Origin of the sequence: Tardiphaga sp. 841_E9_N1_2, assembly GCF_051811065.1 — a bacterium.
In the GTDB taxonomy this organism is placed as follows: Bacteria; Pseudomonadota; Alphaproteobacteria; order Rhizobiales; family Xanthobacteraceae; genus Tardiphaga; species Tardiphaga robiniae.
This window is the reverse complement of sequence record NZ_JBPWQC010000001.1, coordinates 6,236,874-6,249,795: the sequence shown is the minus strand read 5'-3', so window position 1 is coordinate 6,249,795 and position 12,922 is coordinate 6,236,874. Positions and strand designations below refer to the sequence as shown.

General features: G+C 59.0%; 10 protein-coding genes. 3 read left to right on the top strand and 7 right to left on the bottom strand.

Annotated elements, in window-relative coordinates; genetic code table 11:
* Positions 1-37: 37 nt before the first annotated feature.
* Positions 38-712, bottom strand: coding sequence for a 2-hydroxychromene-2-carboxylate isomerase (locus AB8A50_RS29840; protein WP_439079878.1), 675 nt, complete (start codon positions 710-712; stop codon positions 38-40).
* A gap of 144 nt (positions 713-856) precedes the next feature.
* Here AB8A50_RS29840 and AB8A50_RS29835 point away from each other — a divergent pair, with 144 nt between their 5' ends.
* Entirely contained in the window at positions 857-1,384 is a 528-nt protein-coding gene (locus tag AB8A50_RS29835) for a winged helix-turn-helix transcriptional regulator (protein WP_439079877.1), read from the top strand.
* A gap of 47 nt (positions 1,385-1,431) precedes the next feature.
* On the opposite strand, the gene AB8A50_RS29830 is transcribed toward AB8A50_RS29835, so the two are convergent.
* The 6 genes from AB8A50_RS29830 to AB8A50_RS29805 all read right to left on the bottom strand — a co-directional run bounded on the left by AB8A50_RS29830 (position 1,432) and on the right by AB8A50_RS29805 (position 7,921).
* Positions 1,432-2,631 carry an ABC transporter substrate-binding protein gene (locus AB8A50_RS29830; protein WP_439080058.1) on the bottom strand — a complete coding sequence of 400 codons (1,200 nt, stop codon included), beginning with the start codon at positions 2,629-2,631 and terminating at the stop codon, positions 1,432-1,434.
* Positions 2,632-3,190: 559 nt separating this feature from the next.
* Positions 3,191-4,174 (bottom strand): Bug family tripartite tricarboxylate transporter substrate binding protein, encoded by a 984-nt coding sequence (locus tag AB8A50_RS29825; RefSeq protein WP_439079876.1) that lies wholly within the window; start codon positions 4,172-4,174, stop codon positions 3,191-3,193.
* A 159-nt stretch (positions 4,175-4,333) separates the two neighbouring features.
* Positions 4,334-4,978: a glutathione S-transferase family protein gene (locus AB8A50_RS29820; RefSeq protein ID WP_439079875.1), complete on the bottom strand. Its 645-nt coding sequence runs from the start codon at positions 4,976-4,978 to the stop codon at positions 4,334-4,336.
* Positions 4,978-5,718, bottom strand: coding sequence for an SDR family NAD(P)-dependent oxidoreductase (locus AB8A50_RS29815; protein WP_439079874.1), 741 nt, complete (start codon positions 5,716-5,718; stop codon positions 4,978-4,980). Before AB8A50_RS29815 ends, AB8A50_RS29820 begins: the two co-directional genes overlap by 1 nt.
* 1 nt (position 5,719) lies before the next feature.
* Positions 5,720-6,928 carry a CaiB/BaiF CoA transferase family protein gene (locus tag AB8A50_RS29810; RefSeq protein WP_439070646.1) on the bottom strand — a complete coding sequence of 403 codons (1,209 nt, stop codon included), beginning with the start codon at positions 6,926-6,928 and terminating at the stop codon, positions 5,720-5,722.
* A 126-nt stretch (positions 6,929-7,054) separates the two neighbouring features.
* Complete coding sequence (locus AB8A50_RS29805; protein ID WP_176454723.1) at positions 7,055-7,921, bottom strand: helix-turn-helix domain-containing protein; 867 nt, start codon at positions 7,919-7,921, stop codon at positions 7,055-7,057.
* Positions 7,922-8,214: 293 nt separating this feature from the next.
* On the opposite strand from AB8A50_RS29805, the gene AB8A50_RS29800 reads away from it, so the two are divergent.
* Complete coding sequence (locus AB8A50_RS29800) at positions 8,215-9,039, top strand: enoyl-CoA hydratase-related protein (RefSeq protein WP_439079873.1); 825 nt, start codon at positions 8,215-8,217, stop codon at positions 9,037-9,039.
* A gap of 878 nt (positions 9,040-9,917) precedes the next feature.
* The gene (locus AB8A50_RS29795; RefSeq protein WP_439079872.1) at positions 9,918-12,920 is read left to right on the top strand and encodes an ATP-binding protein; all 3,003 of its coding nucleotides are present in this window, start codon (positions 9,918-9,920) and stop codon (positions 12,918-12,920) included.
* Positions 12,921-12,922 lie beyond the last annotated feature (2 nt).

The following is a 12,922-nucleotide window of genomic DNA, read 5'->3' as shown; positions in this document are numbered from 1 at the left end:
GCTTAGTCGCAGCTTCTGGATTGTATGGTCAGGTAACCTAGGCCGTCCTCGTTTTCAGGAAAGAAGCCTGCTCAACGATCGCCTCTTCCACATCCCTGAGACTGTCCTTGCCGAAGAATATCTCGTTGCCGACGAAGAACGTCGGCGACCCGAATGACCCGCGAGCAACCGCGTCATTCGTGTCCTTGATGAGTTTCTGCTTGACGTCGTCCTGCTGCGCCCGCGCGATCAACCTGTCGATGTCGATGCCGGAGGACTTGAAGGCCGCGGCGAAGACTTCGGGGTCGTCCATCTTCTTCGGCTCTTCCCACATATGGTGGTAGGCCGCCCTAAAATACGGATCGAACACACCTTCGAACTTAGCCGCGACAGCGCCGCGCATGAGCATAAGCGTGTTGACCGGGAAGAACGGATTGCTGTTGAACTTGGTGATACCGTGGCGCCGGATGAAGCGCTCGGACTCCAGCCTCTGATATTCAGGCTTGTTCTTGATGCCGCGCAACGACTCCGCAGGCGACATATTACCGGTAGCTTTGTAAATCCCGCCCAGCAGGACCGGAATATATTGAAATTTGACCTTGGTGCGTTGCTCGATACCCGGGAGTGCGGCTTCGGCGAGATAGGCGTTCGGGCTGCCGAAATCGAAATGGAATTCCGGCTGTGATCGATCGGTCAACGGCGCCTCCCCTTTTATCTTGATGGGCACGATCAAATGTCCGCCCCGACCGAACGCTAGAGTTCTATTTTAGAACTGTCAACGGCGAAACCTGCTTTGAAACTGGAACGGCGACAACGGTATTGTTTTGAGGTCCATGCCAAAATAGAATGCGCGGAATGGGAATGCCGGAGACGTGGGATGAAATGGGATTCGCTTGAGGAAGAGCCGTGTTCGCTGGCCCGCACCGTCGCGGTGATTGGCGACCGCTGGACGCTTATGATTTTGCGCGAATGCTTCCTGCGCAAGCGTCGCTTCGACGCTTTCCAGACATCGCTGGGAATTACACGGCACCTGCTCGCCGACCGCCTCAAGAAGCTGGTTCGATTCGGTGTGCTCCGGCGCATTCCCTATATGGATGCACCCAAGCGATACGAGTATATTTTGACTCAGAAGGGACTGGACCTTTACCCGATCATCATGTCGGTCGTTCATTGGGGTAACATCCACATGGTCGACTCGCGGGGGCGACCGATGCTTCACGAGCACAAGTCATGCGGCAAGCACTTCGATCCACTCATGATCTGCTCAGAATGCGGCGAGCCGGTGCTTGCCAAGGAGGTCCACGTCCATCCAGGACCTGGCGCTCGCGAAGCTGTAGCCCCCAAGCCCCACATTTCAAAGGCCCGCACAACCAAAGCCAATACGAGCAAGGCCAGTCGCGCGTAAAGTACCAGGTCCGTGCCGAAGTCGGCGCGGACCTGGTGGCGACCTCATCATTCCGAAGTCGCATCAAGAAGACCGCCGAACTGCTCCCAGGAAGTTCCACTCCAGCGCTGCAACTGAAGCTGGGTATAGGCCATGCTGTTCTGTGGTCCGGTATTGATGGTAATTCCCGGCATCAAGGTCGGCAGGGATAGATCTCGAATATTGCGCGCCTGCTTTACAATATTCTCGCGGGAATAATCGCCAGCGCACTGTTTGAGAATCTGCTCCAATATCTGGCCCTGCTCCGTGCCGTACACATAATTTGCATCACCGATGTCGGCGCCGGGCAGATATTGCGCGAAGTGAGACTTGTACCATTGGATGCCGGCATCATTCTCCCATTTCTTGTCGCTTGGGTCCTTTGCGATGGTCGCCGCGACAATGCCGATTGCCTTTTCGGGCCCCGCCGGCACGATTGTCGAAGCGACCGAGCTTGAAACATAGTTGATCAGGAACAGCGGCTTCCAGCCAATGTCGAACGCTTTCTTGATAGCCTGCGCGGCGAATTTCGGCGTGCCGGCAACAAGGAATGCTCCGGCGCCTGATGCTTTCAGATTCACGACATGCGTATCGACGGTCGGCTCGCTCAGTTCGTAGGCGGACGCCACGACTTTCTTGTCGAAGCTGTCCTTCAAATATCCCTTGAACGCAGCGAGGAAGTCCTTCCCCAAATCGTCATTCTGGTAGAGCAGCGCGATCTTCGCATCCGGCAGCGTCTTCGTGATGTATTTCGCGTAAATCTTCCCCTCGGTGTCGTAGCTCGGCAGGCCGGTCGTCGTCATCGGGAATTCTTTGAAATTCGTGAACTTGTTGACACCGCTCACCACAAACAAATGGGGCACTTTCTTCAAGTTTACGTATTTGATGGTGGCCGCGATTCCCGGAGTGCCCAGCGGACTGAACATGAAGGCAACTTCATCGCTTTCCACCAGCTTACGCGTCTGCTCGACCGTTTTTGGCGGACTATAGGCGTCATCATAGGTAATGAGATTGATCTTCTTGCCGCCAATGCCACCGCGATCGTTGATCGAGTTGACATAGGCAATGAGCCCCTTGCCGGTATTGCTCAACGGCGACGCCGGGCCGCTGAACGGAAAGGTTGCACCGATCTTGATTTCGGTATCCGTGACACCGACAGTCTCGGCTCGCACCTGCAGTCCGAACAGCATCACTGCCATTGCAACGCCAACAAACATTCTTCTCATCATTGTCTGCTCCCTCCTGTACCGCAAGCTTGACTGCCTGCCATTTGAAATTCTCGAATGAGGAGTTCCCCCGGCGCTGCTGCACGAGAAACAGCACTGCTGCGCGGGATCTGTCGATGTCCGCGAGCTGACGTCCCGATCGACGGCCATCTCCGCCGCGCCGTAGCTCGTCAGGGCAGAGACCGGCCAACCCCGGCGCCGCTGCGTCGTTCAAACCGGGCGGCCCTCGAAATGAATTTGGCTGAATCGATCTATCCGATGGGCCGTTGACGCACGATCCCATCGGGACCGATCATCGCGCCACGCCGCGCCGCGCGCGGCCTGCGCCGCCATCGGCATCACAGCCGACCTTCGCAGCCTTGCGAGCAATCCAGACCGTCAACGCTGTCGTGATCCGACGCATCATACCCTCCCCTTGCTCACCGCGATTTTAGCGGCGGCATGCAATCATTTGATCGCAATTATTGGTCAGCGACCTTGGTGATCAAGGTCAGTTCTTTTAAAGAACTTGTCAATCGCAAAATGACCGCCGCGCAAGTGGCGAGCTGACGCGACGTCGCCGCTAGGTTTTTCGATCTGCAATCGCTTGCCTTGCAAGCTCGATCCAGACTGGCGCTTCCCGCGCATAGAGCTCGCGCGTCGCCTGCATCGACATCGGTCCTTCATCGATTCCAAACGTCTGGAACATCGTCCTGACCTTTTCGGTCTGCGCCGCCCGCATGATGAGATCCGACAGGCGTTCGACAATGGCCGTTGGCGTACCGGTGGGCACCGCGCAGCATTGATAGGTCAGCAGACCGAACAGCGGCGAATCCGCCCCCTGCTCGGCAAACGTCCTGACTTCCGGAAAGGTCGTGAGCCGCTTGCGCGGCACAGCGACGACTGCACCCGACCCGCTCTGCAGGACCGGCTGCGCGCCGACGATCGTACCGACACCGCCGTCGACCGTCTGTGCCAGCATATCGGTGAACATCGGTGCCTCACCACGGTAGTGGATCGGCTCGATGTTCAGGCCATATTGCTTGTTGAGCGCGAGGATCGTGAGGTGCGGAGGTGAGCCGACCCCGAACGTTCCGAGCGTCATGCGCCCCGTCGCGCGTGCATGACGAACGACGCCGTCGAGGTCGGTGATGCCCAACTGCTTGCGCATGATGAGCGGCAGTCCACCCGTCGGCATCGCCGAAACCAGCTGAAAATCCTTATCCGTGTCGTAGGCAAGATCTTTGACCAGCACGCGGTTCACAGTCATCGCGCCAGACGTATTGAACAGGATGGTATAGCCGTCCGGCGCTGCCCGCTTGACCTCGGCCCCGGCAATCGAACCGAGCGCGCCGGTCTTGTTCTCGACGATCACTGGCACGCCGGTCTGGCTTCCGATGAACTCGGCATACATCCGCGCATAGACGTCGGTCTGTCCGCCCGGGGCGAAGCCGACGACGATCCTGATCGGTCGCTGCGGCCAGGTGTCCGCCGCCGATCGTGCGATCGACGGGACTGCAACGGTGGACGCCGTTGCGGCCAAGAAAGACCGGCGCGTTATTTTCATTCTTCATCCTCCCTCTGATAGGCGTCGTCATTTTTCCGTCCGCGTCATTGAGGCCTGTTCGGCTGCGGATCGTCGTCTTGAGACCGGCGCAATTTCGCTTACGCGCGGCCAGCGTCGCCGGTGTTACGGCTGCAACGCCGCCCGGTCTTGTCGGAGCGATCAGCCCGGCTTGTTGGCCGCCGAGGCATCCCGATAGGCGGGGCGATTCAGCACACGGTCGAGATAGGGCGTCGCGCTCTCGCAGATCGCTACCTGATAATCGATGGCCCAGGTCAGACACGTGGTCAGCAGGATGTCTGCGGTGGTGAACTGTTCACCCAGGAGATATTCCCGCCCGTCGGACAGCGCCGCATCGACGTGCTTCAACTGCTTCCTGAAATACTCCGCAGCCTGGGCGACAACGCCCGGTGCATCACCATAGATGTGAGACAGTCCCTTGATCTGCCCATGCCGCCTCATGACGTACAGGCTCGTGGAATCCAGCTCGGTGACGATGAAGAAACACCATTCGAGCCACTTCGCGTAAGTCTCGGAGTCTTTCGGAATGAGGGAGGCGGCCTGGTCGGGATAGGTCTTGGCTAGATAGGCGATGATCGCAGCGCTCTCGCCGATGACGAGCGTGTGGTCCTGCAACAGCGGCACCTTTTGCCGGGGATTGAGGGCCGTATATTCCGGCGTTTCGGTCTCCCCCGTCCGCGGCAGGATCGGCTTTCGGGTATAGGGAAGCTTCAATTCATGAAGCGCCCAGTGAGGTCGGATGGTCCGGCTGGTGCCAACGCCCCACAACACGAGTTCCGGGTTCATCACCATTTCTCCGCAGCCGGCCGAAGATCGAGCTCATGCGTCCATCCGTCTCGCTTCTGCGCATGGGCGAACCAATAGGCTTCCGCAATCGACGCCGTCGTGGTGAGGCTGTCGGGCTGACGGGCGGCAGGATCCAGGCCACGGCTCCTCATCCGCTCATGGATCGCCTCACTGTCGACGCCGGCATCGATCAGCAGGTGCACGACGTGGATGTTCTTCGGTCCGAGCTCTCGCGCCATGGCCTGCGCAACGGCCCGCAGACCGAATTTCGCTGCCGAGAAAGCGGCAAAGCCGCTGCCGCCGCGCATGCTGGCCGTCGCGCCGGTGAACAGCATCGTGCCGGCGCCGCGCGGCACCATATGCTTCGCTGCCTCACGTCCCACCAAGAAGCCGGCATAGCAGGCTAGTTCCCAGGCCTTGAAGAACAGCTTCCCGGTCGTTTCGAGGAGTGGCTTCTGCACATTGGATCCGGCATTGAACAGGCACACCGCGATGGGGCCCATCTCATCTTCCACCGTCTGGAACAGCCGCTGCACCTCCTCCTCGTTTCGGGCGTCGATCGATCTGGCGTGGACATCGTGGCCCTGCGCGCGCAGCTCCTCGACCAGGCCCGCAGACTTTTCAGCATCGCGCCGCGCGATACAGACCGCGTATCCCCCCTGTGCAAATCGCCGCGCGACGGCCGCACCAATTGCATCCCCCGCTCCCACCAGGAGCGCCACCTGCTTCTTGTCAGTCATGTCAACGTCCCTCGCCTTCAATTCGGACGACCTTCGACAGGATCATCTCGGTGATTGCCGCATCGTCGAATCCAAGATCACGCAGGATCTCCCGACTATGCTCGCCAATGCGTGGTGCCGGCCCGCCGATGGCCGCCGGGCGCTCTTCGAACCGGGCCGCCGGTTTCGGTTGACGGACGCGGCCGACGGACGGCTGCTCCAACTCTTGGATGATGCCGCGCGCCACCACCTGCTCGTTGGCGACGATCTCGCTACGGCGCAGCACCGGTGCACATGGCACGTCCGCGGCGTCCAGCCTGGCAAGCCATTCGGCCGTGGTCCGGGTGGCGATGTATTCCTGCATCTTGTTGATGCGCGCGGTGGCATTGACCGAGCGCCCCGCAGGCGTCGCGAACCTCTCGTCCTTGACGAGCTCAGGGTCGTCGGTGGCGCGGCAGAAGCCCTGCCACTCGGAATCCGAGATCGTGCCTGCGGTGATATAGCCGTCCACGGTCTTGAAGATCAGATCGGGGCGATCATTAGGATCCGGCGACGAGGCCTCCGCGCCGACGACGGTGTGTTGCATCATGCCTTCGGGCCACAGGAACGACAGCATGGCGTCCAGCATCGCGACCCGAATGTGATCGCCGCGTCCAGTCTTCTCGCGCGCATAGAGCGCCGAGGACACGGCCTGTGCCGTCAGCACAGCCGTCGTCTTGTCTGCGACGATGGTCCGTATCATCTGAGGTCGGTTGGTGCCGGCCTGCGACTGGATGTCGGCGAAACCCGACAGCCCCTGGACGATCGGATCGTAGACGCGTTTCTTGGCGTATGGCCCGGTTTCACCGACCCCGCTGATCGATACGTAGATGAGGCGCGGAAATTGGGCCCGGAGTTCGTCGGCTCCCAACCCGAGACGCTCCATTGTCCCCGGGCGAAAGTTCTGCACGAGGACATCGGACTGGGCGACGAGCTTCTTGACGATCCGCGCACCGGCTTCGCTTTTGATATCGAGCGAGATCGAGCGCTTGCCTCGGTTCGACGAGATGAACAGCGCCGAGAACTGCCCGGCCTTGTCGATGGCGGCCCGGCTGCGGCGCGTGATGTCACCGCCCAGCGGCTCGATCTTGATGACCTCAGCGCCCTGGTCCGCCAAGAACATGGTTGCAAATGGACCCGACACGACGCTGGTCAGATCAAGTACGCGAACTCCCAAAAGAGGCCCTGGCATGCGTTCCATTCCCACTGCATTCGGCGCACGACGCACCGTTGAGTGGATCTGTTAGAAGAACGCGGGCGACCAGGCTTGCCAGATAGTGCCGGATCTACGTGAAAGCGACATTGCTTTCCGACTTTGCTAATGCCGCACCGCGGCGCGAAAGCCCGACGGACAAAGACCAGTGTGCTGTTTGAATTTCGTCGTGAAATGTTGCGAATGGCTGAAGCCAACTGCAAGGCCAACTTCCGTCAGCGAACACTTCTCACTAATAAGAAGGTATTTGGCGCGCTCAATGCGCCGACCGATGACATACTGATGCGGGGTATCGCCGGTACTTTCGGAAAATGCCCTAATGAAATGTCGAGTGCTCAATCCGACCAGCGAAGCCATCTCCATCAATCCGATCGACCGACCGAGGTTTTCCTCGACGAACTCGGAGATCCTTTTAAGATTGCAGTGGGTGAGACCGCCTCGGTTGCCAAGCGGCGTCTTGGTGCCGCTCATCCGCTTTAGAACAGCGAGTGTCTGGGTTGCCCACCCCTCTGCCATCATCGCATAGACATCGTCGTCATGATGCGGCTCGCTGCACAGTTCTTCCAGTCCGAAGGCGATTGCCGGGTTATCGAAGCCCAGTCTCGGCGCTGCCGCAAAGCTCGGAAGTCGTTCCGATATGAACGTCTGGTCGAAGAACACGACTGTATAATCCGACCTTGCCGATGTGACGGTGAATTCGCCATCGATCTCCAAGCCAGCCGGATAGACGGCCAAGTTGCCGGCAAGTTGCTGGTCGAACGACTTACCATCCATCTTGCCGCGCAGCTTCCGCGCACCCCTCCTATAGAAGAAGAGCGCTAGTTCTGGCTGCTTGAAATGCCATTGAACCTGCTTCGACACGTCCCTGCGGAAGCTTTCAATCCGGATTACGGGCGTGCGGACGACGGTGTTAGACAGCACGCGACCGCCGACGATCCTGATGAATTCTCCATTCTCGGATACATTGCTCATGCGACTATCGCCCCTGCGCGTCGATGCACAACTCGCTCGGCAACCGCGACGCCTGGATGGCTCGAGATGAGGATGCTGTTTCCACGCGACCGGGCACAACATCGCTCCGTCGGAAGTCCATCGGACTTCACGGACAGACCGCGCATCTATTTCCTCCCGACGGTCATTCAGCTGACCGTCTTTGACAATCGGCTCAAGCGGAGACGATCCTGCCTTGCAGCCTCTTGCTCGAAGACTATAGTTCTATTTTAGAACTGTCAATTTTCAAACAGTGCTCGACGGGGAGACTCTTCATGACGACCTTGACGCCGGTTTCGGTCGAAACGGGAACGGACGAATTGCTTTGTCATATCGACCGTCGGGTCGCCGTGATCACGCTCAATCGCCCGGCGGCCCGCAATGCGCTGTCGGACAAACTCACACCCGCCCTGCGCCGGATGATCGTATACTGCTCGACCGACAATGGCGTACGCGCGGTGCTGATCACCGGCGCCGGCGAGGCTTTTTGCGCGGGTGGCGATGTGAAAGGCATGGGCGACCGCAGCAGCACAGACGAACTAACCTTTGGTCAGAAAGTAACGCGTCTGATCGAACGTCAACGCACTTTGACCGGCGCGCTGTTCGAGATGCGGAAGCCGACGGTCGCGGCCCTTCCCGGTGCGGCTGCAGGCGCAGGCCTCTCGCTCGCATTGGCCTGCGATATCCGCATCGCAGCTGAGCAAGCATTCGTCAGTACGGCCTATGCCAGAATCGGGCTGAGCGGCGACTACGGCATCGCCTGGCTACTCACGCGAACGGTGGGAGCCGCCCGCGCAAGAGAACTGATGTTGTTGTCCGACAGAGTCGATGCACAACGCTGCGAAACTATGGGATTATTCAATCGGATCGTAGCGGCCGACAGGCTTGCCGAGGAGGCGTTCATGATCGCGTTGAAATTGGCGAATGGACCCACGAAGGCCTACAGCGCCATGAAAGACAACCTGGACGAGGTGCAAAACGTCGGCTTTACCGCATCGCTAGACAAGGAGGCCGAGCGGCTGGTCCGCTCCGCGCAGACCGAGGAGCATCGCGAAGCCGTCAGAGCGTTCGTCGAGAAGCGTCCAGCGGTGTTTCGGTGAGCGCAGATGGCAGACAATACGCATTGCCTGAGATGCCGTTACCAGATGTCTTTAGATCGACACTGCAAATACGACGACGGGGTCGAGGTGAGAGTCTACCTATGCAAGATCTGCACGTATATTCACGTCGAGACCGCAAAACTCGACGACGCTCATAACTGGCACGGCGTGCACTACGTCATTTGACGCCGACCACTTTTCGTTCACCTGTTCACCGCTCTTCCACATCTAACTGTACACCACCGCGAGTTCGACACTGATACCGAGGATGTGCGACGATGTAGACCTACACCAGAACCGCGACCGACGTCGCGAGCAATGAAGTATGGGTCCAGCTTACAATCGCCAAGAATTAATCGCACGGCAGGCTATCGCTAGTTGAAACCAACGTGTTGATGCTGTGCGGCCATCCGAGCGGCAACGATGCTACGAGGGAGATTTCGTGGGTCAACGATGTCCGCATTGCGCCAATTGCTGTCACTCATATGTTCGTCGACGCTTGCAGCATGGCGCGCCTATTGCACTGTCCCCATCCAAATCGGGCGAACCGTCCGATTTGGTACTAGGCGCAACTGGCCGACGCTTTCCAGATCACACCGCGCTCACCCTGGCCTGAGACATAGCTCCCGACATTGCCATGATCGCGCAATTGGATAGATTGCTTGCTCCGCCGGAAAGGGTGAAAGGTGGCATCCAAAGAAGGGCACAACCTATTGGACGATTCCGCGAACCAATGCGCGTATTGCGGGTTCACGATGCAATTGGAGGCACGCTTTTGCGGTGGCTGCGGGCGGCCAAGGGCTGCTCCAACTGCGCTTGGCGTTCATGCACTCTCATTCCTGCAATCGCAAATCCCGCCAGAACTCGCTGAGCGTATCATGCGGTCCGGCACATCCATGCTGGGCGAGCGCAAACGTGTCACCGTCCTGTTTGCCGATATCCAGCGGTCGACCGAACTCATCGACCAGTTGGACCCAGAAGAAGCGCTGGAAGTTATTGGCCCAGTGCTCAAGCGGCTGATGGACGCCGTGCATGAGCACGATGGGTTGGTCAATCAAACGCGCGGTGACGGCATTATGGCGCTCTTCGGCGCCCCCATTGCGAGCGAAGACCACGCCGTCCAGGCCTGCCGCGCAGCACTGGCTGCGAGAAATGCGATCATCGAATTCAATCGTCTGCATCAGCGCTCGATCAGTATCAGAATTGGCCTGAATTCCGGACAGGTCATCATTCATTCGATCGGCAACAATCTGGCGATGAACTATGACGCCGTTGGAAAAACGGTTCACCTCGCCGCCAGAATGGAAGCGCTTGCCTCCCCTGGCTCGATCAAGTTGTCGTCCGACACCTTCCAACTCGCGAAGGGCTTCATCAGCGCATTGCAGCTCGGGCCCGAAAAAGCCAAAGGGGTCGCCGAGCCGGTGGAGACCTATGAACTGGTGTCGATGCGGCCGCGCACGCGCTGGCAGGCTCGCTCCTCCGGCGGCCTCAGTCCGCTGATCGGACGTCGGACAGAATTAGATTTCCTCAAGAAACTGCTGGATAACGCCGCTGCGGGACACGGACGCGCGGTGACCATCGTCGGCCCTGCCGGGATCGGCAAATCGCGTCTGGTCCATGAGTTCATCGCCAGCGTCCCAGAAGAATGGCTCGTCCTGCAGACGACCTGCGCTTCTCAACGCGCGAACTCCAGCTACTATCCCGTCAGCACGTTGATACGTGAGCTCTTCGGCGTACGCGCCGAGGATAGCCCCGCCTCAGCTGCCAGCCGGACCAGCACCCGTATTGCCCGCCTCGATCCAAATCTGCCCCCACATCTTCCGGCCATCCTCTCGCTCCTGGATCTCAACAGCGAGGACGAAGACTGGAAAAAGCTCGAGCCATCCGAAAGACGCAACAAGGTCATCGACGCCATGAAGACGCTCGTCTTCTCGCAGGAACGGTTGACGCCCTTGCTCATCCTGATCGAAGACATCCACTGGGTCGACGCCGAAACCCAGCTCATTCTGAACAGCATCATGGGGATGCTCGATAACGCCCGGGTCCTCGTGGTCGTCACGCAACGCCCGGAACGCATCTGGTCCGGCCGAGCCGTTGAACGCCTTGACATCGCGCCGCTCAGCGAACCGGACGGTGATCAACTGCTTGTATCGCTGTTGGGCGATGACGGAAGTCTGGGCTACATCAGACGACGTGTCCTCGCGAAAGCGCAAGGCAATCCACTCTTCGTGGAGGAACTGGCCCAGGCACTCAAAGATACGAAGGTGCTAGTCGGCGATCCGGGCCGCTACAAAGTCAGCGATGGATCGTCTAATATCAAAATCCCCGAGACCATTCATTCCGTTCTGGCATCGCGTATCGACCTACTCGATCAAGCGACGAAATCGCTTTTGCAAATGTCCGCCGTGATCGGCAAAGACATCTCATTGATCCTGCTGTCCGGCATGGTTGGAACTGATCCCGACGAACTGGCTCCTCGTCTTCTGGCGCTGGAGTCGGGGGATTTTCTCAGAATGGCCACTGCCTCCGGCACCGTCGAATATTCGTTCAAACATGAGCTCACGAGAGAAGTGGCCTACGGCATGATGCTACTCAGCGTCCGTCGCTATCTCCACGCCAAGGCGATCGAAATTATCGAGCTTCGATTCGCCGACCGTCTCGACGAGTATATCGACCGACTTGCCGACCACGCGTTTCTCGCTGAGCTATGGCAAAAGGCAGTTCCGTATCAGTTGCGGAGCTGCCGTCGAGCAATCAAGCGTGGCGCCAATCAGGATGCGATCGCCATTTACGAGCGTGGCCGCGAAACGCTGGCGCATTGGCCGCCGTCATCGAAGAAAACCATCTCTGAAATAGATCTGCATCTGACGGTGATTACGGCGCTCGAACCAATCGGCATGCATCAACGTATTGCCGACGTCTTGCGTGAGGCGCGCCGGCTGGCCGAAGAATCCCGGGAACCATGGCGGATTGCGGCGGTGAATTGTCAGTTGACAGTCGCACTCTGGAGACTTGGCTATCACGTCGAAGCCATGACCGCTGCCCAAACGGCACAGTCGATCGCAGAGAAGATCGGCCAACCCGTCCTAACCTTTGCCGCTCTCCACAATGTGGGCATCATCCACCATGAAACCGGCGACTTCACGCAATCGCTTGCGTATCACGAAAAATGTCTCGCGATCGAAACGCCAGAGGTCGACGAGAAGCGCGCTGGATGGGCCGCGCTTCCCAGCGTGATGCTTCGGACCTTCATGGCCGATTCACTGATCGATCTCGGTGACTTCTCTCGCGCAGAGGCTCTTGCAAAAGAGGCAAGGCTGTTGGCGGTGGCGGCGAACCACTCGTATTCACGCGCCAACATTAATCATGTTTTTGGTCGGCTCCGGATCGCGCAAGGGCGCCCTGTCGAAGCGCTCGCGCTGCTGAATGAGAGCTGGCAGACATGCCTCGATCTTGAGATGAAACAGATGTACCCGGTCTTCGCGTCCCGGATGGGCGAAGCCTATCTCGCATTGGGCGATGTCGAATCTGCACTCAACATCCTCGCAGTGCCTGAAAAGCTGGATATTCCGCTCGCTGAACACGCATTCGGCTGGCGCTTTCTCTTCATCGCTCAAGGTCGTGCTTTCCTTGCCGCCGGCCGCAGCAAGGAAGCCAAAGCCGTAGCTGAAAGAGCGCTAGCACTGGCGGAAGAGCGCGGAGAATTGCCGCAGCAAGTCTACGCCAAGAAGCTTCTGGGCGACATTGCCCATATTCTCGATACGAGCAACACGACCACCGCAGAACGATACTATCGCGAAGCGCTCGGTCTCGCCGAACAGTGCTCCATGCAGCCTTACACGACGCTCTGCAATGATGCGCTTGCCACCTTGGTTGCCTGAAT

Excerpts from the sequence above, each read along its gene's own strand:
- AB8A50_RS29835 (WP_439079877.1), top strand. The coding sequence starts at position 857 with ATGAAATGGGATTCGCTTGAGGAAGAGCCGTGTTCGCTGGCCCGCACC.
- AB8A50_RS29830 (WP_439080058.1), bottom strand. The coding sequence starts at position 2,631 with ATGATGAGAAGAATGTTTGTTGGCGTTGCAATGGCAGTGATGCTGTTC.
- AB8A50_RS29825 (WP_439079876.1), bottom strand. The coding sequence starts at position 4,174 with ATGAAAATAACGCGCCGGTCTTTCTTGGCCGCAACGGCGTCCACCGTT.
- AB8A50_RS29820 (WP_439079875.1), bottom strand. The coding sequence starts at position 4,978 with ATGAACCCGGAACTCGTGTTGTGGGGCGTTGGCACCAGCCGGACCATC.
- AB8A50_RS29815 (WP_439079874.1), bottom strand. The coding sequence starts at position 5,718 with ATGACTGACAAGAAGCAGGTGGCGCTCCTGGTGGGAGCGGGGGATGCA.
- AB8A50_RS29810 (WP_439070646.1), bottom strand. The coding sequence starts at position 6,928 with ATGCCAGGGCCTCTTTTGGGAGTTCGCGTACTTGATCTGACCAGCGTC.
- AB8A50_RS29805 (WP_176454723.1), bottom strand. The coding sequence starts at position 7,921 with ATGAGCAATGTATCCGAGAATGGAGAATTCATCAGGATCGTCGGCGGT.
- AB8A50_RS29800 (WP_439079873.1), top strand. The coding sequence starts at position 8,215 with ATGACGACCTTGACGCCGGTTTCGGTCGAAACGGGAACGGACGAATTG.
- AB8A50_RS29795 (WP_439079872.1), top strand. The coding sequence starts at position 9,918 with ATGCGGTCCGGCACATCCATGCTGGGCGAGCGCAAACGTGTCACCGTC.